Origin of the sequence: Plantactinospora sonchi (assembly GCF_036422035.1) — a bacterium.
Lineage (GTDB): Bacteria > Actinomycetota > Actinomycetes > Mycobacteriales > Micromonosporaceae > Plantactinospora > Plantactinospora sonchi.
In genome coordinates this window covers 70,354-90,532 of the sequence record NZ_JAZGQK010000034.1, presented here as the reverse complement: position 1 = coordinate 90,532, position 20,179 = coordinate 70,354, and the positions used below count along the sequence as shown (strand labels likewise).

Sequence of the window (20,179 nt, the reverse complement as noted above, 5' to 3'; positions counted from 1 at the left end):
GTCCGCCGTCCGGCCGGTTGTCCGTCCGGGCGACGACGGTGGGGAGTAGCGGTGGGAAGACGATCACTACTGGGCACGGCTGCGCTGCTGGTGCTGCTGCCGCTGGCCGGTTGCCAGGAAGCGGCGCCGACACCCGAACCACCGGGCCTCGCCGCCCGCGGTACGACGATGACCACGGTGAAACCGACCCGCCAGGATCTCGACAACCGGCTGAGCCTGGCCGGCACCGTGACGATGAACCCGGTGTTCGGCGTGGCGGCTCCGGTCAGCGGTCAGATTCGGTATTTCGACGTCGATCCGCCGCAGAGCACCTCGACCAGGCCGACGAGGGTGGCGAACATCTGGAAGTCGGGGCAGGCACACCGGGTCGACGTGCCGTCCGGCGCGGTCTTCGCCGGCCGGCTGGTGGACGACCGGTCCACGGTGACCGCCGGGATGCCGGTGGTCTCGGCGAAACGGATCGGATACGGGCTCGTCGCCGACATCGACGGCGCACAGGCGTACCAGATCTCGGATGCCGTCGCGACGGTGCAGGCCCAGATCACGAACGGCCCGGGGCCGTTCGCCTGCAAGGTCCTCGGCACCATCGCGGCGCTGCCCGCCGGCACCCTCCCGGAACCACCGGTTGTCGAGCCCCCGGCGGCCGACCCGTCCGCGCCGCCGGTGGTCGTGCCGCCGCTCGATCCGAGGGAGCGGGTGGAGCCGTCGGAGCCGACCGGCATGCGCCTGGTCTGCACCGCCCCCGCCAAGGTGAAGCTGATCAACGGGGCCAGCGCCACCCTCCAGGTGGTGACCGCGCGGGCCAGCGACGCGCTGGTACTTCCGGTCGAGGCGGTGGCCGGGGGGCAGGGCAGCGGGAAGGTGGACGTGGTCGGGCCGGACGGCACCCGGGAGACCCGGGACGTCGTGCTGGGACTCAGTGACGGCAAGGTCGTGCAGATCAAGTCGGGGCTCACCGGCGACGAGAACGTCGCGGTGCCGGGCCCCGACCTGCCGGCGGCGCCGCCCGGCGAGCCGGGTGGCCCCGGCGACCCGAAGGGTGGGAAATGACGGCGCTGCTGGAACTCACCGGCATCACGAAGACGCTCCGGGGCCAGCGGGCTCCCCGCACCATCCTCGACGGTGTGGACCTGACGGTCGACCCGGGCGAGAGCCTCGCCATCCTCGGCCGCTCCGGCTCGGGCAAGAGCACCCTGCTGAGCCTGATCGGTCTCTTCGACCGGCCGGACAGTGGGCGCTACCTGTTGGGCGGTCGGGACATCAGCCGAATCCCCGAGCGCCGCGCGGCAGCCCTGCGCAGCGCCGAATTCGGTTTCGTCTTTCAACGGTTCTTCCTGCTCAAGCACCTCACCGCAGCGCAGAACGTCGCGATGGCACTGGTCAACGGGCAGGGCTGGCTGCCCCGGCGCAAACGGCGGGCCCGGACGATGGCGGCCCTCGACCAGGTCGGCATCGCGCACCTCGCCAGACACCGGCCGGCCCGACTCTCCGGCGGTGAGCAGCAGCGGGTGGCGGTCGCCCGCGCCCTGGTACGGGAACCTCGGCTGCTGCTGGCCGATGAGCCGACCGGCGCGCTGGACACCGAGACCGGCAACCTGGTGATCGAGGTGATGCGGGCGGCCACCGACCGGGGCTGTGGTCTCATCCTGGTCACCCACGACCAGGACCACGCGGACAAGATGCAACGGGTGTTGCGGCTGCAGGACGGGGTGCTCGCCCCGGCGACCGAGGCGGCGGGGTGATCCGACTCTCCGGGCGCTTCCGGTCGGCGCTGATCATCGGGATCCAGGGCATCCGGGCCCGCAAGATGCGCACCTTCCTGTCCATGGTGAGCCTGTTCCTGGGCGTACTGGCGGTGGTGGTCGTCCAGGCCGGTGCCGAGACCCTCGAACGGGCCCGGCTGGCCAACCTGGAACTACAGGTCGGCAAGGACGGGACCAGGGAGGCGTACCTGCCGGGCAACGGGGACACCCTGCCGATCGTGCACGACACGCTGACCGGCCGACCGGACGCGGTGGCTGTCGCCACCTACCAGGCGATCGTCGGCGAGCCGGGCGTCATGCCGATCAACCCCGGCGGGTCACCCTTCGACCAGCCCGGTGGCGGCTCGTACCCGGGGATGGGCGCACCGGTGTACTGCGACCCGTACGGCAACTGCCGGGTGGCCGAGTCTGCCGGTGGTGACACCCCCGAAGCACCCGTGCCCGGCCAGGCGATCGAGTTGACCCTGAACACGCTGACCGGCGACATCCGTCAGTTCAAACCGTTCCGGTTGATCTCCGGGGAATGGTTGGACTTCTCCTCTGTGCCCTCGCTCGCCCCCGGGCTGGTGCTCAACCGGGAGGCGGCCAAGGGGTTCGCCCGACACGAGGTACCCGCCGAACTCCGGCTCACCGGTGCGGCCACCAACCCGACACCACGCGTCGTCGGGGTGATTGACGACGGCAACTCTCAGCCGGTGGCGTACACCAGGGCCGACGAGGTGGCGAACTGGATGCCGAGCCCGGCGGGCGACCCGGCCTACGGGCCCGGGCTCCAGGTGCTGCTGGCACCGAGCGCGGGTGACCTGGAACGGCTGCTGCAGTTGCGGCTGGCGGCGCGTGGTACGCCGGCTGACCAGGTCCAGTTCCACACCATCCAGGCCCGCCAGGACATCGCCGGCGAGCTGGCTCTGATCCGCTGGGTCTTCCTCGGCATGGCGGCGCTGGTCCTGCTGATCGGGGTGGCCGGCATCCTCAACGTCGGGCTCGCCACCGTCGGTGAACGGGTCGAGGAGTTCGCACTGCGTCGCGCGGTCGGCACGTCACGGCTCCTGCTGGCCGGCATCGTCCTCGCCGAGACGCTGCTGACCGGTCTCCTGACCGCGGCGGCGGCCATCGGGGTGTCGGCGCTCGCCCTGAGCACGGCCGGTGCGGTGCTCGGCGACCGGGTGGGCGCGTTGCAGGATGTCGTGTTTCCGTGGCAGGCCGGGGTGGCCGGCGTCATCGCGGGTCTGGTCGCCGGACTGCTCGGTGGACTGATCCCGGCCATCCGGGCCGCCCGGATCCCCATCGCGGCCGTGATGCGCGCCTGAGCCGGGGTCGCCGGACCGTCCCGGATCGGTGCGGGCTGGCCGGTCACCACCCTGATCCGGCGGGTGACCGCTCTCGTCCCCTCCGGGTGCCTCCGGATCCCCAGTACCGGTTCGTGCCTGGCGTCCGTCATGTCCTGGCCACGGTCGGTCGCTGCGGCGGTGCTGTCCCTGTCATCGGCGCCTTTTCGAGCTTCGGCCGGTGGCCGGTGGCCGGTGGCGTTCCTGGCTGTCCTGGCCACGGTGGGTCGCTGCGGCGGTGCTGTCCCTGCCATCGGCGCCTTCTCGAGCTTTGGCCGATCGTCGGCCGGTGGCCGGCATGTCCGCCGAGTGGTGGGGAAACGGATACCGACCGGACGGATCACGAACGGACGTCCGATGACCCGGGCCGCCGGTGGCGCGGCGCGGACGACTCGGCACGGAGGTGGGGCGATGGGGGCGAGCGGACGTCCGACGGACGACGACGGGACCGGAGTCGGTCAGGAGCGTGGTCCCCAGTCGGTCCAACCGTGGGGGACCACCGGCGGGACGCAGGATCGGGACGCGCCCTGGGGCGCTGGCGAGGACTCCCCGCTGGACGAGGGGAGCGAGCAGGCCGGACTGCCGCCCGCCCGCCGTGGCGAGCGGCGGGCCGGCCCGGACCAGGTCGGTACACCGGAGGTCGACGAGGAGGCACCGGACGCTCCGCTGCCGTGGTCACCGGCCGCCGGCCGGCACGGCTTCGGATCGGTCGAACCGAGCAGGATTCCGGAGGCCGGTCCCGGTGGCGCCCCCTCCGAGCCGGCACCGGGGCGCAACCCGTTCCCGGACGACAGTGGGCTCGACGACCTGCGGGGCAGCCCACTCGAGGAACAGACCGGGATGCGTTCCGAAGGCGTGTCCCGACGGGAGTAGGCGGCACCCTGCCAGCGACCCGGCTGCCGGTTCGCGACGGGAGTAGCCGGTTCTCCGTCAGCACTACCGAGGCGGGAGGAGTCGACGGGGCAGGTGCCCGGGAGCCGACGCGTTGCCGGCGTCTGCCATGCTCGGGACGGTGACGACCGGCCACTCGACCAGAATCCGTACCCGCCGCCGTGTGCGTAGTCGCGGGGCACGGGTGATACTCGCGCTCATCGCGGCCGTCGTCGTCCTCGTGGTCCTCGGTGTCACCGTGGTGCTGGTGCAACTGCTCCGGCCGGCGGGACCGCGCCCACTCTTCCAGATGCCCGTCGCCTGCGGCGAGACCTGGCAGCTCGGCACCTATCCGGGTCACGACGACTACGACGTCGACCTGTTTCCGACCAAGGGCGAGGCGTGGGGCCGGCCTGTGCTCGCGTCCTACGCCGGCGAGGTCACCGTGGCCGGGATCAACGGCTCGCTGGGTGGCCGTACCCCTGACAACCCGGACGGTCCGCGCGGCCGGGGCGGTGGCTACTGGGTGAAAATCGACCACGGTGGCCGGTGGGAGACGCAGTACCTGCACCTGCTCGAACCGCCGCTGGTCCGGGTTGGCCAGCGGGTCGAGCAGGGCGAGCAGATCGGAAAGGTCGGCAGCACCGGCAACTCGGGTGCGCCGCACCTGCACTACGAGCAGCGTCGGGGCTGGGAGAAGGTGGAGGCCCACTTCGACGGGGAACCGTCCGGCATCACCCTCGACGACCGGGAGTACACGGTCACCCGCAAGAGCAACAACTGCGCCGCCGAGGGGACGTGACCACGGTCAGCGGTACGCTCCGTCCACCGTACGTGGTGCCGGTGCCAGCCCCGACCAGCTCCGCTCGTCCGCCCAGATCGAGTACGGGTCGACGTACGCCCGCAGCAGCGTGACGAGTTCGGGATCACCGTGACCGTGCAGCGCGTTCTCGGCGATTTTGCGCGCCGTCCCGGCGAGGAAGTCGGCGACCTGGACCCGGGGATCCAGGTGTGACTCGACAAACGTCAACGCGGCCAGCCGACCCCGGGGGACCGGGCCGACCAGCGTCGGGTCCGGCCCACCGAGCACCTCCTGGAGCTGCCGGACGTGCACTCCGGTGAGCGCGCTCTGTCTGTCGTGGACGATCGAGACCGGCCGGCCGTCGGCACCCCAGTGGGACACCGCCGAGACGATGGCCGGGATGATCGGATTGAGCGCCGGTACCGCCTCCGGATTGTCCAGCAGGGTCGTCAGCAGCGCCTCGATCCGGGGTCGGGCCGGGCGCAGCCGGGCCAGGACCGCACCGAGCGGTCCCGTCGGCTCGCCGTGGAGGTCGTCGACCACCCGCTGGAAGTCGTCGACCGACAGCCACACACCCTGGCGGTTCCTCGGCCGCAGCAGATAGTTGAAGGCGGTCAGGAAGCCCTGCCACCGGGCCCGTGGGAGGCCACTCCGGCCCTCGCGGTAGAGAGTCTCCGCGACCGCCCGCGCTTCCGTTCCCTGGCACAGGCCGAGACTGGCGGCGTAACCGCCGTCGTCGACCAGCAGGTCGGCAACCTTGCGTACGACGAAGAACTCCTTGTCGGTGAGGTGCACCCGGGCCCGCCCGAGGATCGGACCCGTCGCTCCGAGCAGCCAGACGAGGGTCGAGCGGTTCTTCTCCCGGAGCAGGTGGTTGGCCTTGTACTCGGTTGCCGGGGAGCGGATCCGCCGACGCAGCTCCTGGACGCATTCCGTCGCGGCGTCACTCGTCAGCCGTACGCTGGCGTGCGCGAACACGTCGGTGACGCCGCCGACGAGCCGTTCGCCCTCCGAGCCGGACTCATCGCAGGCCAGGTCCACCGGTCAAGACTCGTACCGTCGGCACGCCGGGGCAAGCCCAATTCACCCACCGGGGGAGTCGGAAGCGGCTCGTCGCGGGACCGCGGAGCGGGAAGAGCGTGGACAGGGCCCTGGTCCCGGCCAGGTCAGGCGTGCCGCTCCGGCAGCGGGTGGGTGGTGTAGACGGTGATCCCGTAGCCGGTGGCGTGCCGTAGCCAACCGGCGGCGTCGTAGAACGCCGTGGTGCCGGGCACGTCGGGGACGGTGAGCAGCCAGGCCGGCCGGTCCGTCACCAACGCGCCGAGCAGTCGGCGACCGAGGCCGGACCGCCGTGCCTCCGGGCGTACGGCCAGCTCGGCGACCTCAAGCCAACCGGAGAGCGCCTCGGCGGCCGGGCCCAGGAGCCGGCGAACCTGCCGGTAGGCACGATCGACGGGAAACGGGGCCGGGGTGGTCAGGCCGAGCGCGAAACCGGCGAGCCGGTCGCCGGTGTCCGGTGCGGCCTCGCCGGCCGGTGGTCCGCCGGCCAGGACGGCGGCGAAGCCGGGCTGCTCCACCCAGCCCGTCAGCAGTTCGGCGAACCGGGCGGCCCGGGCCGGCGACTCGTTCCACGGCGGCGCGCAGAACACCGCCGCGTACGTCTCGGTCAGCTGGTCGCGTACCGCCCAGGCCGCCACGCCGTCGACCCTCCGGATCGGGGTCACCGAACCGGCCGGTGGGCCCGGACCAGCGGGTCGACCGCCTCGCGGGCAGCCCGGGCGACCGTGCGGCGCACCCGGTCGACGCGGGCGACGCGGGTGACCCGCAGCGGAGCGCTCCGGCCGGGTCCCTGGTGGACGTCCGCCTCGGGCAACCCGGCGGCGACCCACCGGTCGGGTTCCGCGCTGCGGAGCGGTTCGGAGTCGGCGTGGCGCGGGTCCCAGTCCGAGGCGTCCATGAGCGGGCAGCCTACCGGCCCGCTCACCGGCGGCTCCGGGGCAACGACCGGTACGCCCGTCAGCTGTACCGGGCGACGGCGTCCTTGACGCTCTCGGCGTTCCTGCGCAGTTCCTCGGCGACCGCCGTGAAGACCTGCTGGGCCGGCTGGTTGTCGGCGTAGATCTTCTGCAACCCGCCGTAGATCGCCTTGTTGGCGTTCGGCACCAGCAGTCGTACCTGGTCCTGTGCCTGGGTCTTGGGCAACTGTTCGACCGCGACCCGGTAGCCGGGCCGCTCGGCGAAGAGCTTCTGCATCTCCGGGGTCTGCTGCGCCGCCTTGGTGGACGGCAGGTATCCGGTGTCGATGGACCACTGCGCGACGTTCTCCGGTCGGGCGGCGAACCGGACGAACTCGAACGCCGCCTCCTTGCGTTCCTTCGGCGCGCCGGCCAGCATCGCCAGCCCGCCGCCGCCGGTCGGGCAGCCGAACGCCTTCTGCTCGGGCAGGAACGCGGCGCCGAAGGAGAACTTCGCCTCCTTGGTCAGCGTCGTCATCACCCCGGTGGACTCCTGCAGCGTCGCGATCAGCTGGTTGGTGAAGTCGACCCGTGGGCTCTCCGCCATGTAGGCGAGCTTGTCCTGGTGGATCAGCCGCCGCTGCCACTCGCCGGCCTCGACCGCGCCGCCGGTGTCGATCGCGACCTCCATCCCCCTGGAATAGTTTCCGCCCCACTGCCACACCGCGCCCTGGAACATCCAGTCGCCGTCCACCCGGGGGTACGCGTGCAGTCGTGGCGCTCGGCCCCCGACGGTCAGTTTCTGCAGCTCCGGCGCCCATTCGCGGAGCTCGTCCCAGGTCTTCGGCCCCCGGTCCGGCAGCCCGGCCTTCGCGAACATGTCCCGGTTGTAGTAGAACAGCGGCGTGCTGCGGCCGAACGGCACCCACCACACCTCGTTGCGGACCGTGCCCTCGCTGATCAGCGAGTCGACGTACTCGGTGGGGGAGAAGCCGTTGGTGAAGTAGCCGGTCATCGGTTCCAGGGTCTGGTTCAGGTGGAACCGGTGCCAGGACACCTCGGAGAAGACGCACAGTTCCGGGATCTGCCGGGCCTGCAGACCGGCGGCGAGCTTCTGGGCCACCTCGTCGTACGTGCCCTGGAACTGCGCCTCCAGGTAGATGTCCTGCTGGGACTCGTTGAACCTGCCGACCAGCCGGGTGAACGCCTCACCGGTCACCCCGGTGTACGGGTACCAGATCACCACCCGCTGGCGCTTGCTGTACTGCTGCGGGACGTCGCCCTTCGGCTGGCTGTACTGACCGCTGCCGCCGCCACCGCCGCAGCCGAGCGGGGTCAGCGCGAGTGCGGCACCACCGGCCAGGCCGAGCAGCCGACGGCGGGACAGGGGAAGGGACATGGTTTCCTCCGGGCTCGAAATGATCGGGATGTCAGCCCTTGACGGCGCCCTGGGTGAGGCCGGCGACGATGTGTCGCTGGGCGACGAAGAAGACGGCGAGTACGGGCAGGACGACAAAGACGGTGGCGGCCATGACCGCGCCCCAGTTGACGTAGCCGTCGGCCTGTTTGAGCATCAGCAGCCCGACCGGCAGGGTCCGCATCGTCTCGGTGTTGGTGACGATGAGCGGCCAGATGAAGTCGTTCCACTTGCCGACCAGCGACACGATGGTCACGGTGATCAGCATCGGCCGGGACAGCGGCAGGACGACCCGGTAGAGGATCCGCAGGTGGCCGGCACCGTCGGCACGGGCCGCCTCGATGATCTCGGTGGGGATGGTCAGCATGTGCTGGCGGAGCAGGAACGCGCCGAACGCGCTGGCCGCGCCGGGGATGACGATGCCCTGGTAGGTGTTGATCCAGCCGAGGTCGGCCACGGTCAGGTAGTTGGCCAGCAGGGTGACGTGCCCGGGCACCATCAGCGCGCTGAGCAGCACCGCGAACAGCACCCGCTTGCCGGGGAAACGCAGGTACACGAAGGCGTACGCGGTGAGGACCGCGTTCGCCACCTCCAGCAGGGTGCCGGCCCCGGTGGTGACCGCCGAGTTGACGAAAAAATCCGCGAACGGCGCGGCCCGCCACGCCTCGGGGTAGTTGCCCCACTGCAGGCTGCCGGGCCACCAGACCGGTGGGAAGGTGTAGATGTCGGCGGACTGCTTCAACGACGAGGTGAACAGCCAGTACAGCGGCCCTACCATGATCACCCCGAGCAGGGCGAGCAGGAGGTGGAGGCCGAACCGGCGCAGCCGAGTGGTCACCGGTAGTGCACCTTCCGTTCGACGTAGCGGGTCTGCAGCAGGGTGACCACGAGCAGGATTGCGAACATCACCATCGCGCCGGAGGCGGCCGGACCGGCCTGGAAGTCGCTGAACCCCTTGTCGTAGACGTACCAGGAGAGGATCGTGGTCGCCCCGCCCGGGCCACCGTCGGTCATCACCGCGATCACGTCGAACGCCTGGAACGACGAGATGATCGTGGTCACCGTCAGGAAGAACGTCACCGGTGACAGCAGCGGCAGGGTGATCCGGCGGAACACCCGCCACGGGCCGGCGCCGTCCAGCGCCGCCGACTCGTACAGGTACTTCGGCAGGTTCTGCAGGCCGGCGAGGTAGACGATCGCGCAGAAGCCGATGTTCTTCCACAGGTAGACGACCATCACGGCGGGCAGGGCGCGGTCGGAGTCGGTGAGCCAGGCCGGTGAGTCCACGCCGACCAGCTCGAACAGGAACCGGGACAGCCCGTAGTTGGGGTCGAAGATGAACAACCAGGCCAACCCGACCGCCGCGCCGGAGAGCACGTGCGGGGCGAAGACCATGGTCCGGACCAGCCCTCGGCCGCGTAGCCGCTGGTTGAGCAGGACCGCCACGGCCAGGCCGAGCAGCAGGCTGCCGCCGACCACCCCGACCATGAAGTACGCCGTGGTGCGGAGCACCGCGGGAAACTCACCGCCGGTGAACAGGTTGACGTAGTTGTCCAACCCGACGAACCGCTTCACCGGCGCGATCATGTCCCACTCGGTCAGGCTCAGGTAGGCGTTGTAGACCACCGGCCAGTACGAGAAGACACCGAGCAGCAGGAAGTTCGGCGTCACGAAGGCGAGAAAGAGGGCGTACTCCCGCAGTCGTCGACGGTGCCGGCTGCCGCGTCCGGTCCGGGCGGTGGTGACCGGCGTCGTCCCGGCCACGTCCGGACCGGCGGAGCCGGCGCCCGGCGCCACGGTCGCGTAGGCGGTCCCGCCGCCCGTAACCGCCGTCCCCCTGGCTGGCACCCCGGTCACCGCCCTGGTGCCCGTCGGCTCACTCACCGGCCGCGACGGGTGAGGCCAGCCGGAGCAGGGCGGTGATGTCGTCGCTGACGATGCCGTCCACGCCGTAGGCGTACGCGGCGGCCAGGTCCGCCTCGGCGGCGAGCGGACCGACCCAGACCCGGTAGCCGCGCTCCCGCATCGCCGGCACCCCGCACGCGTCGGCGACCCGCCAACGGGGACCGAAGTACTGCGGGCGCATGGCGTCGAGCAGGTCCTGCGGCGGCGGGACCGGCTCGGTCCAGTCCAGCCCGATCCGCGCCCCGGGCTCGGCGGTACGCAGCCGGACCAGTGCCTCCCGGCCGCCCTGCCGGGCCGCGACGAAGATGGCCCGGTCGAAGGCGTCGCCGTGCCGGCGCAGTTCCCGCACCGCCGGTTCGACCACGTCGTCGGTCTTCAGGTCGACCAGCAACGTGGTCTCCGGGAAGGCGACGAGCAGTTCGTCCAGAGTGGGCACCCGTTGGTCGTCGGTGCCGGCCGCCCGGACCTCGTCGAGGGTCAGGTCGGCGATCGCCGCCGGTACGCCCCAGAGCCGGTCGAGGCGGGCGTCGTGCAGCAGGGCGATCCGCCCGTCCCGGGTGAGCCGCAGGTCGAACTCGAGGGTGTTCGCTCCCTTGTCCACCGCCGACCGGAAGGCCGGCATGGTGTTCTCGCGGTGGGCGAGCGGATCGCCGCGGTGCGCGATGGTCAGGAACATGCCGCCTCCTTGTGCGAACGGCGACGGCCCCGCGTTCTTAACGCCCAGGACCGTTGCTATCACGAGCACAGTTAACACAGACAGCCGGTAGTTAACACGATCCATCCGGGTGGGGCAAGTGCTCCGGCCGGGCGCAGAGCAGGGGAAAGCGGCGAGAGCGCGGCGGTCTGTCCAGGGCAACGGGGGTGATACGCGGGCCGGAGACCGACAGGTTGCGACACAGCAATGTTAAGAAACGGCCATCGGGCGTTAAGAGCGGATCGCGATGCGGCACCGACATCCCGGACCGGCCAGCCCCCGCTGCGGTCAACCGCCGCGCGGGCGGATCGGCTGGGCCGGGCTACCCGCCGGACCGGGTGTCCCTCGGCAGCCGGCCGGCGTACCGGCCACTGGGGCGGAAGCGGCTGGGCTGGTCCCCGTACTCCTCCAGCGCGTGGGCGAGCCAGCCGGCCGTCCGGGCGACCGCGAACATCGCCTCCCCCGCCTCCGCGTCCATCTGGTTGACCAGAGCGAACGCGGCGATCGCGAAGTCCATGTTGGGCGCGTTGCCGGACCGGCGGGCCACCGTCGTGGTCACCTCCGCGATGACCTCCCTGGTCGACGTTCCGTCGTCCGGGACGGCCCGGAGGAGTTCCAGCAGGGTGGCCGCCCGTGGGTCGCCCGCCGGATAGAGCGGATGTCCGAAGCCGGGGACCCAGCCGTCGCCGCGCAGCCGGTCGGAGATCGTGCCGATCGGATCGCCGGAACGCACCGCCTCGGCCAGCATGCCGTGGACCAGGCCGCTGGCGCCGCCGTGCAGTGGCCCGTCCATCGCGGCCAGGCCGGCGCCGACGACGGCGTACGGATGTGCCCGGGTCGACGCCGCCACCCGCGCCGCGAGCGTCGAGGCGGCGATGTCGTGGTCGGCCAGGAGGACGAGGGCGGCGTTGAGCGCGGCGATCCCGGCCGGAGCGGGCTCGACGGTGCTGAGCCGCCGCCAGAGCGCGGTGGCGAGCGGGAACTCCGGCGCCCGGTCGATCCCCGGCGCCCGCACCGGCAACGCCGCGACCATCGTGCCGAGCATCGTGCGGCCGGTCGCGACGACCGCGGCATCGGTGGTGTCGAACCGCAGCCGGTCCGCCGCGGCGGCGGCCGCCACGATCAGGCGCAGTCGGTCGGTCAGGCGGGCGCTCGGCGGCAACGGCCCGGTCACCGCCGTGGCGAGCAGCCGCAGTTCGTCGTCGGGTGGCACCGGAACGTGCCGCAACTCCCCGGTCCACAACAGCGTGGCCACGGCTTCGTACGACTCCGTCCGGGCCAGGACACGCACGTCATGGCCCCGGTAGAAGAGGGTGTCCCCGGCGATCAGGGTGATCCCGGTGGAGATCGCGGGGGCGTCGGGGACGGCCCGGGACCGGCGTCGTCCCGCCGCGAAGGCCAGCACGTCCGACTCGGCGAAGAGGCTCTCCTTGCCGTCGCCGTTGCGGTGGCTGCTCAGCAGCCCACGGCTGACGTAGGCGTACACCGTCTCTTTCTTGACGCCCAGTCGGCGGGCGACCTCCTCGGTGGTCAGTCGCCGGTCCTCCGTCATGTGGCCATGCTCCCATATTGACTGAATCAACGTTGACAGTGTTGATCCTGCCGCCGGACATTGGCTCCATGCTGAACGTGAATCCCGGACTCGCCGGTGTCGTGGCCTTCGACACCGAGATCGCCGAGCCCGACCGAGACGGTGGTTCCCTGCGCTACCGCGGCGTCGACGTCGAGGAGTTGATCGGTCAGGCCACCTTCGCCGACGTGTGGGGGCTGCTGGTCGACGGCGACTTCGCGCGCGGCCTGCCCGCCGCCGAACCGTTCCCGGTACCCGTGCACTCCGGCGACATCAGGGTGGACGTGCAGGCGGCGACAGCCATGATGTCGCCGTACTGGGGGCTGCGGCCGCTGATCGACATCGACGACGCGCAGGCCCGGGAGGACCTGGCGCGTACCTCGGTCATGATGCTGTCGTTCGTTGCCCAGGCTGCGCGCGGAGCGCGGTTGCCGGCGGTACCGCAGCGGGTGATAGACGAGGGCCGGAACGTCACCGAGCGTTTCATGATCCGGTGGCAGGGCGAGCCGGACCCGCGTCAGGTCGAGGCGATCGACCGGTACTGGATCTGCGCGGCGGAGCACGGCATGAACGCGTCGACGTTCACCGGCCGGGTCGTCGCCAGCACCGGCGCGGACGTCGCCGCCTGCCTCTCCGCCGCGGTCGCGTCGATGTCGGGTCCGCTGCACGGCGGCGCCCCGTCCCGCGCGCTCGGCATGGTCGAGGCGGTGGAGCGGTCCGGCGACGCCCTCGGCTACGTCCGGCAGGTGCTGGACAGCGGACGCCGCCTGATGGGCTTCGGACATCCGATCTACCGGGCCGAGGACCCCCGGGCGCGGGTGCTGCGGACGGCGGCCCGGGAGCTCGGCGCGCCCCGCTACGAGGCGGCCCGGGCGCTGGAGGAGGCGGCCCTGGCCGAGTTGCGGGAGCGCAAGCCGGACCGGGTGCTCGAAACCAACGTCGAGTTCTGGGCCGCGGTCGTGCTGGACTTCGCCGGCGTGCCGGCGGAACTCTTCACCCCGTTGTTCACCTGTGCCCGGACCGCCGGCTGGAGTGCGCACGTGCTGGAACAGAAGCGGCTCGGGAAGATCATCCGACCGTCCGCCGACTACGTCGGGGTGACCGACCGGAAGCCCACGGAACTCGCCGGCTGGGACCGGGTCCTGGCCGCTCGCTGACCCGGCCACGGTTGCCGGCCCGGGGCGACCGGGCCGGCACCGACCGGGCGGGGAATCACGCCCGGGTGATCCGTACCGCGTCGGCTATGACGTAACCGGTGCCGCTGGTCCACCGGCTCACGCCCACCCGGTCGCCGTCACCGGCGGGCAGGGTGAAGACGCCGAGCGGGACCCAGCGTCCGCCGTTGACCCGCTGGTTCACCCGCACCGTCTGGTTGCCGCTGGTGGTGGCGACGAGGTACGGCGTGGAGTCGTTGTAGCCGGCGTCGGCCGGGTACCAGACCGAGACCTGGTAGCTGGCGGTCTCCGGGATGGTGACCCGGTACCAGGCGACGTCGCTGGAGGCGACCGGGTCGGCGAACCGGTAGTCGGCACCGTGCCGCTGGTCGGAGTAGGCCGAGGTGCCCCAGCTCGTACTGGCGGTGAACCGGCCGGTGGTGCTGTTGTCGACGGTGGCGCTCCAGGTCGGGGGCGGCTCCTCCCCGGTGTCGGTGGCGACGTCGAGGTAGTTGCGGTCGATGCGCATCCGCACCCCGCCCCAGGTCTCGTAGACGTCACCGGCGTACTGGTGCAGCCGCTGGTGGTTGGCGTAGTAGCCGGCCGGGCAGTACGGGCCGGCGTCGACGTCCGCCGCGTCGTTCCACCAGGCGAACCAGAGGTGGTCGACGCGGGTGTAGGCGGGGTCGTGGTACGCCCCGCACAGGTCCGTGACCCCGGACGACCCACTGGAGTACATGCCCGAGAGGTAGCCGAGGGTGTGCAGCCGTTCCGTCCAGCCGGACAGGTACGACAGCACGGCGGCCCGGCAGGACGCGTTCGACGGGTAGTGCTCGATGTCGTTGTAGATCGTGCTGCCGGCGGGGATGCCGAGTGCCTGGGCGGCGCTCACCGCGCTCGTCGCCCGGCTGGCGCCCTGGGACCGGGCCGTGGCCGGGTCGCCGGACATCTTCGGGGTGCGGGTGCCGCACGGGGCCTGCCGGTCGAGTTCGATGGGGATCAGGCGCCATCCGTTGGTGACCTGGTTGCTGACCCAGGCCGCCGTCAGGTTCGGTTGGGCGCACGAGCGGCTGGCGCCGCTGATGTAGATGCCGACCGCCCGGTACGGCGAGCTGGCCCGCCAGGCGTCCATGGTCGACTGCGGCGGCGCGGCACAGGTGTCGAAGCCCCGGCCGAGGTAGGTGCCGGGTTGTGGGCCGATCGCCGCCGGCGCCGCCGCGGTCAGGGCCGCCGCCGGCACCGACGTGGCGGCGGCCGCCGTGACGGTGACCGCCATGGCCGAACCGGCGACCAGGGTCGCGAGGACGACCACACCCGCCATGATCCCTTTCACCCGAGCCTTGCCCACTTCCACCCGAGCCTCCCAATGAAGGTAATCTTCACTCAGCGAGCGTGATTGGGAGTTTTCTACCATGCATCGACGTCTGCCGCTAGCTGTCGCCGTTCGGCGGACGAGTTTCGGCCCGGCCACCCCCCCGCGTACGCGGGCGGTGGCCGGGCCGAAGTCGACGTGGTTCCCGGCCGGCTGAGCTCTAGTGGATCATCACCGGGGTCGGTGCCGGCTCGCCGCCGTCGCCTCGCGCGTCGTCCAGCAGATGCGACACCTCGCGCTTGCGCGGCAGGAAGGCGATCGGGATGAACGTCAGCAGGACCAGCACGAAGCCGACCCAGAACGTGCTGGCGAACGAGTCCGCCACGAATCGCAGGCCCCGCTCCAGCAGCGACGGGTCCAGCGGCGTCGGGGCGCCGTGCTGGTGCGCGATCGCCGCGCCGGCCTCGGTGACCGGCTCACCGGTCTTCGGGTCCGTCACGCCCGGGATCACGGTCGAGCCGTTCAGCTTGCTGGTCAGGATCACCGACATGATCGCGGCGCCGATGGAGCTGCCGATCTGCTGGAGGATGTTCACCAGGGTGGAGCCGCGCGCCGTCTCGTGGGCGGTCAGCGTCCGCAGCGCCGAGGTCATGATCGGCATCATCGTGCCGCCCATGCCGAGACCCATCACGAACAGCGAGCCGCAGAGCAGCAGGTACGAGGTGCCCGTACCGACCTGCGTGAAGGTGAAGAAGCCGGCCGCGATGAGTGCCATCGCGAACGGCACGGTCCGGCCGACCGGCATCTTGTCCGCCAGGGTGCCGGCGATCGGCATGGTCAGCATCGCCCCGATGCCCTGGGGCGCCATCAGCAGCCCGGCGTGCAGCGTCGACTCGCCCCGCACCTGCAGGAAGTAGCTCGGGAAGAGCAGGCCGGCGCCCATGAACGCGATAATGAAGACGAAGAGCGAGATCGACGCGACCGTCAGGTTGCGGTTGCGGAACAGCCGCAGGTCGAGCAGCGGGTGACGCTGCCGGAACGAGTACAGCACGAAGCTGACCAGCAGGATTACGCCGACGAGCATGGTGGCCCAGACCCGGGTGGCGGCGATCGTGCCGGTCTCCGGCAGGGACGAGACGCCGAAGAGGAAGAGCGCCAGACCCGGCGACAGCATCAGCATGCCGACGAAGTCGAACGACTCGGACGGCTCGGGAGCGTCCTTCGGCAGCGCCCGGAGGGCGTAGACGAGCGCGACCGCGCCGATCGGCACGTTGATCAGGAAGATCCAGTGCCAGCTCGCCGCGTCGATCAGCCAGCCGCCGAGGATCGGACCGCCGATCGGGCCGAGCAGCATCGGGATACCGAGGACCGCCATCAGCCGGCCGATCCGGGCCGGGCCGGCCGCCCGGGTCATGATCGTCATGCCGAGCGGCATCAGCATGCCGCCGCCCAGGCCCTGGACCACCCGGTAGGTGATGAGCTGACCGATCGAGTCGGCGGTGGCGCAGAGCGCCGAACCGAGCGTGAACAGCAGCAGCGCGAGCATGTAGAGCCGCTTGGTGCCGAACCGGTCGGCGGCCCACCCGCTCAACGGGATCACCGTGGCCAACGCCAGGGTGTAGCCCGTCATGGTCCAGGCGAGCTCGGCGTACGTCGCGTCGAACTCGGTCTGGAACGTCGGCAGCGCGACGCTGACGACGGTGACGTCGAGGATGGACATGATCGCGCCGAGCACGACCACGCCCGCGATCTTGAGGACAGCGCCGTCGAGCTTGTTCGGCGCCACGGCGGCTTGATTGGTCACGGCTCTCCAAGGTCAGTGGGCCTGTGGAACACTGTCGACCGGTGCGGGGCAAGCTACCTGGGCCGCGCGAGTCTGGCGGCCACCTCTCCGGCCGCCGGTTTCCGCGTTCAGGATGGCAGGACCAACCGGCCGCACGGTCGGCCCTCGACGGAACGTGTGCTGGCTCACCCTCCCGGGCGCATGCCCCTCTTTTTGTCGTCCCTCCGGCCATGAGCGCAGGCCGATTCGGCGATCCGGTGATCCACCGAACGGTGCCCTGTCACGGCTGGAAGGTAGGGCCGTGACGGTGGGCACGGCACCGGCCCGGCTCGGCTCCGGTCACCGGCTCCGACCCGCGAGGTGTTCGGCGACGGCGTCGGCGGCCAACGCGGCCGCCCGTTCGGCGGTCTGCCGGGTGGCGCCGGCCAGGTGCGGGGTGAGCACCACCCGGGGCGCGGTACGCAGCCGCGAGCCGGCCGGCAACGGCTCGGCGTCGAAGACGTCGAGCGCGGCGGCGCCGAGCTGCCCCGACTCCAGGGCGTCCACCACCGCGTCGTAGTCGAGCAGCCCGCCCCGTGCGGTGTTCACCAGGACCGCACCCCGGGGCAGCCGGGACAGCTCCTTCGCCCCGATCATGCCGGCGGTCTCCGCGGTCAGCCGGGCGTGCAGGCTCAGCACCGTGCACCGGTCGAGAAGTTCGGGCAGGTCGGCCGGGATCGCCCCGTCCAGGGTGGCCAAATCGGCGTACGGGTCGTGCACCAGCACCTCGGCGTCGAACGCGCGCAGGATCCGGCCGACCCGCCGCCCGATCGCGCCGTAGCCGACCAGGCCGACCGTACTGCCGCCCAGTTCGGCGCCGACCTCGTCGAGGGCGTACAGGTCACTGCGCCAGGCACCGTCCCGGAGCCCCTCGTGTCGCTGCGGGATCTGCCGCAGCGCGGCGAGCAGCAGCGCCACCGTGTGCTCGGCGGCGGCGACCGCGTTGCGGCCCGGTGTGCTGCGCACCTCGACGCCGGCCTCGGCCGCCGCCGCCAGGTTGACGTTGACCGGGCCGCCCCGGCACACCACGAGCAGCCGCAGCGCGTCCGCCGCCGCCAGCACCCGGGCGGTGAACGGTCCCATCTGGGTCACCGCCACCTCGACCCCGGACAGCGCCGCGATCATCTCGTCCTCGGCGTCGGACGCCTCGTCCACCTCGGCGACCGGGCCGAACGGGGTGTACGGCCAGGGCAACGTCACGGTGCGGGCGGTGAACGACGGGCCGATCCGGGCCCGGAGGGCGTCCGCGACCAGGTCAGGTGTCACGAAGTGGTCGCCGGCGATCAGGACGGACAGCGGGGTGGGGACGGGGCTCACGGGTCACCTTTCGGTCCAGCTCGGGCGGGCCTGTGCGAGGTGGTCCAGGTAACGGGCGTACCCGGTCTCGTACCGGTCCCGGACGGTCGGGTCGGGCTCGTACCGCCGCCCGGGCGGGCACCAGCCGGGCGGCGTCGGATCGTCGGGCACCGGTGTCGTCGGACGCACGCCGGTGCCGTCGAGCACCGACAGCGCCGCCAGGGCCGCGCCCCGGGCGCCGATCTCCTCACCGGCCAGCACCCGGACCGGTCGGCCGACCACGTCGGCGAAGATCTGCGCCCACCGCGTCGAACCGACCCCGCCGCCGCAGGCGGTGAGTTCGCCGGACAGGCCCGCGGCGGTCAGACAGTGCCGCGCGCTGTAGGCGACCGCCTCACAGGTGGCCCGGACCAGGTCCGCCGGCCCGGTGCCCAGGTGCAGGCCGTCGATCCGGGCCCGGGCCCGGGGAGCCACGAACGGGGCCCGCTCCCCGGCCTCGGCGAGGAACGGCAGCACGGTCAGTCCGTCGGCCCGGCCCCGTTCCAGCAGGTCCGGCAGGTCGGCGAGGGTGGCGCCGACCAGCCGCAGCACCCAGTCCAGGGCGGCCGTGCCGACCATCGCCGGCAGCGCCCGCAGCCAACGGTCGGACCACCAGGTGCTCAACGTCAGGCCGGCCGGCTCGCCGCTGGTGTCGACCCGGTCCCGCAGCACCTGACAGGCGAGGGTGGTGCCGACGATCAGCAGCCCGGCACCGACCGTGTGGACCCCGGCGCCCCAGGCGGAGGCCGGGAGGTCGTACGGCGCGCCGACCACCGGCAACCCGACGGGCAGCCCGGTCGCCCGGGCGGCCGCGCCGGTCAGCGTGTCGTGCGGAGCGGGTCGGACCGGTGCGAGCAGGTGCCGGCGGTGGGCCAACCCGCAGGCGGCGATCAGCTCCTCGTCGTACCGCCGGGTGTGCGGGTCGAGGAACGGCGCGGAGGCGTCCGACGGGTCGGTGGCGCGCAGCCCGGTCAGCCGCTGCACCACCATGTCCTTGCAGTACGCGGCGGTGGCCGCCCGGTCCAGCGCCGCCGGCTCGTACGCGTCCAGCCAGGCCAGCAGCGGCCCCGAGGCACCCGGGAACGGATGGTTGCCGGTACGTCGGTACACCGTCTCCAGCAGGCCGTCCGCCGCCCACCGCTCCAGGATCGGTGTCGACCGGGCATCCAGCCAGGACAGTGCCGGCCGGACCGGCCGCCCGTCGGTGTCGAGCAGCCACAGCCCGTCGCCCTGCCCGGTGACACCGAGTGCGGTCACCGGGTTCGGCACCCGCTCCCGCAGTTCGCGCAGCACCGCCAGCACCGAGTCGAAGACCCGGTCCGGGTCCTGCTCGTACCGACCGGGGCCGGGCCGGTCCAGCACGGTCGGGCGGGCGGCCCGGGCCAGCGCCGTACCGGCCGGGTCGAAGGCGACCGCCTTGGTGACGGTGGTGCCGACGTCGACGCCGTACACCACCGGTTCACGCGATCTCGTACCGGACACCGTGCTCCCGCATCTCCGACAACGTCTCCTCCGGGGCCTGCCCGTCCGTCAGCACCAGGTCGAAGTCGCGCAGCGGCGCCAGCCGGTGCAGGGCGGCCCGGCCGAGCTTGGTGTGGTCCACCATCAGCACGCTGCGCTGCGCCGAGCGGATCATCGCCCGCTTCACCAGCACGATCTCCTGCTCCTGGTGGTACGCGTAACCCCCGGAGATCGCCGAGGTGGAGGCGAAGAGCAGGTCCACCCGGAGCGCCTCGATCGCCTCCACACACGGCATCCCGAGGAACGAGTCGTGCGTCGGGTAGTACTCGCCGCCCAGCGCCAGCAGGCGGATGCCGGGCACCCCGGAGAGCAGTTTGATCGTCTCCAGGAAGTTGGTGATCACGGTGAGCGGTCCGGCGTCGTCCTCCAACAGCCGGGCCACCTCCAGGGTGGTGGTGGAGTCGTCGAGCATCACCGCCATGCCCGGTTCGATCAACGCCCGGGCCCGGCGGGCCAGCGCCAGTTTCTCCTCGCGGGCGGCCCGCAGCCGGAATGACACGTTGGACTCGAAGACGCTGGACGGCTGGGCGCTGACCCCGCCACGGAACTTGCGGACCACGCCCTGCCGGGCGAGTTCGTCCAGGTCCCGGTGGATCGTCATCAGGCTGACGTGGAACATCTCCGCCAGTTCGGTGGCGGAGACCGAACCGTGCTGGAGCACGTGTTCGGCGATCTCCGCCTGACGCTGGGCGGGCCGGCTGCGCTCCGGAAGGTCGGGGGCGTTCATGCCG

The 20,179-nt window shown here is 71.9% G+C and carries 19 protein-coding genes; 6 read left to right on the top strand and 13 right to left on the bottom strand.

Annotated features, from left to right (window positions below; genetic code table 11):
- The first annotated feature begins 51 nt into the window (after positions 1–51).
- The 5 genes from V1633_RS31995 (at position 52) to V1633_RS31975 (ending at position 4,763) form a co-directional block, all read left to right on the top strand.
- A complete protein-coding gene (locus V1633_RS31995) occupies positions 52–1,050 on the top strand; it encodes an efflux RND transporter periplasmic adaptor subunit (protein WP_331218050.1) in 999 nt (332 codons plus the stop codon).
- Positions 1,047–1,742, top strand: coding sequence for an ABC transporter ATP-binding protein (locus V1633_RS31990; protein WP_331218049.1), 696 nt, complete (start codon positions 1,047–1,049; stop codon positions 1,740–1,742). Before V1633_RS31995 ends, V1633_RS31990 begins: the two co-directional genes overlap by 4 nt.
- On the top strand, positions 1,739–3,073 hold the full coding sequence (locus tag V1633_RS31985) for an ABC transporter permease (protein WP_331218048.1): 1,335 nt from the start codon (positions 1,739–1,741) through the stop codon (positions 3,071–3,073). The genes V1633_RS31990 and V1633_RS31985 overlap by 4 nt, the downstream gene beginning before the upstream one ends.
- A gap of 429 nt (positions 3,074–3,502) precedes the next feature.
- Complete coding sequence (locus V1633_RS31980; RefSeq protein ID WP_331218047.1) at positions 3,503–3,964, top strand: hypothetical protein; 462 nt, start codon at positions 3,503–3,505, stop codon at positions 3,962–3,964.
- Positions 3,965–4,091: 127 nt separating this feature from the next.
- Positions 4,092–4,763 carry a M23 family metallopeptidase gene (locus V1633_RS31975; protein WP_331218087.1) on the top strand — a complete coding sequence of 224 codons (672 nt, stop codon included), beginning with the start codon at positions 4,092–4,094 and terminating at the stop codon, positions 4,761–4,763.
- A 6-nt stretch (positions 4,764–4,769) separates the two neighbouring features.
- Here V1633_RS31975 and V1633_RS31970 read toward each other — a convergent pair whose 3' ends face one another.
- The 8 genes from V1633_RS31970 to V1633_RS31935 form a co-directional block, all read right to left on the bottom strand.
- Positions 4,770–5,804 carry a hypothetical protein gene (locus V1633_RS31970; protein ID WP_331218046.1) on the bottom strand — a complete coding sequence of 345 codons (1,035 nt, stop codon included), beginning with the start codon at positions 5,802–5,804 and terminating at the stop codon, positions 4,770–4,772.
- Between the two features lie 125 nt (positions 5,805–5,929).
- Positions 5,930–6,487 (bottom strand): GNAT family N-acetyltransferase, encoded by a 558-nt coding sequence (locus tag V1633_RS31965; RefSeq protein ID WP_331218045.1) that lies wholly within the window; start codon positions 6,485–6,487, stop codon positions 5,930–5,932.
- Complete coding sequence (locus V1633_RS31960; RefSeq protein ID WP_331218044.1) at positions 6,484–6,720, bottom strand: hypothetical protein; 237 nt, start codon at positions 6,718–6,720, stop codon at positions 6,484–6,486. The genes V1633_RS31965 and V1633_RS31960 overlap by 4 nt, the downstream gene beginning before the upstream one ends.
- A 59-nt stretch (positions 6,721–6,779) precedes the next feature.
- Positions 6,780–8,117, bottom strand: a complete 1,338-nt coding sequence (locus tag V1633_RS31955) for an ABC transporter substrate-binding protein (protein WP_331218043.1) — start codon at positions 8,115–8,117, stop codon at positions 6,780–6,782.
- A 31-nt stretch (positions 8,118–8,148) separates the two neighbouring features.
- Positions 8,149–8,973 (bottom strand): carbohydrate ABC transporter permease, encoded by an 825-nt coding sequence (locus V1633_RS31950; RefSeq protein WP_331218042.1) that lies wholly within the window; start codon positions 8,971–8,973, stop codon positions 8,149–8,151.
- Positions 8,970–10,019: a carbohydrate ABC transporter permease gene (locus tag V1633_RS31945; protein WP_331218041.1), complete on the bottom strand. Its 1,050-nt coding sequence runs from the start codon at positions 10,017–10,019 to the stop codon at positions 8,970–8,972. Before V1633_RS31945 ends, V1633_RS31950 begins: the two co-directional genes overlap by 4 nt.
- On the bottom strand, positions 10,012–10,716 hold the full coding sequence (locus V1633_RS31940) for a glycerophosphodiester phosphodiesterase (RefSeq protein ID WP_331218040.1): 705 nt from the start codon (positions 10,714–10,716) through the stop codon (positions 10,012–10,014). Before V1633_RS31940 ends, V1633_RS31945 begins: the two co-directional genes overlap by 8 nt.
- Before the next feature lie 340 nt (positions 10,717–11,056).
- Entirely contained in the window at positions 11,057–12,286 is a 1,230-nt protein-coding gene (locus V1633_RS31935; protein ID WP_331218039.1) for a citrate synthase, read from the bottom strand.
- Positions 12,287–12,354: 68 nt separating this feature from the next.
- On the opposite strand from V1633_RS31935, the gene V1633_RS31930 reads away from it, so the two are divergent.
- Positions 12,355–13,461 carry a citrate synthase 2 gene (locus V1633_RS31930; RefSeq protein WP_331218038.1) on the top strand — a complete coding sequence of 369 codons (1,107 nt, stop codon included), beginning with the start codon at positions 12,355–12,357 and terminating at the stop codon, positions 13,459–13,461.
- A 55-nt stretch (positions 13,462–13,516) separates the two neighbouring features.
- Here the strand turns inward: V1633_RS31930 and V1633_RS31925 are convergent, their stop codons facing one another.
- From V1633_RS31925 to V1633_RS31905, 5 genes are all read right to left on the bottom strand, one after another.
- Positions 13,517–14,779: a glycoside hydrolase domain-containing protein gene (locus tag V1633_RS31925; protein WP_331218037.1), complete on the bottom strand. Its 1,263-nt coding sequence runs from the start codon at positions 14,777–14,779 to the stop codon at positions 13,517–13,519.
- A 211-nt stretch (positions 14,780–14,990) separates the two neighbouring features.
- Complete coding sequence (locus V1633_RS31920) at positions 14,991–16,574, bottom strand: DHA2 family efflux MFS transporter permease subunit (protein WP_331218036.1); 1,584 nt, start codon at positions 16,572–16,574, stop codon at positions 14,991–14,993.
- 318 nt (positions 16,575–16,892) lie between these two features.
- Positions 16,893–17,909 carry a 2-hydroxyacid dehydrogenase gene (locus tag V1633_RS31915; protein ID WP_331218035.1) on the bottom strand — a complete coding sequence of 339 codons (1,017 nt, stop codon included), beginning with the start codon at positions 17,907–17,909 and terminating at the stop codon, positions 16,893–16,895.
- A gap of 3 nt (positions 17,910–17,912) precedes the next feature.
- Positions 17,913–19,409 carry an FGGY-family carbohydrate kinase gene (locus tag V1633_RS31910; RefSeq protein ID WP_331218034.1) on the bottom strand — a complete coding sequence of 499 codons (1,497 nt, stop codon included), beginning with the start codon at positions 19,407–19,409 and terminating at the stop codon, positions 17,913–17,915.
- Entirely contained in the window at positions 19,387–20,175 is a 789-nt protein-coding gene (locus tag V1633_RS31905; RefSeq protein WP_331218033.1) for a DeoR/GlpR family DNA-binding transcription regulator, read from the bottom strand. The genes V1633_RS31910 and V1633_RS31905 overlap by 23 nt, the downstream gene beginning before the upstream one ends.
- Positions 20,176–20,179: the final 4 nt, after the last annotated feature.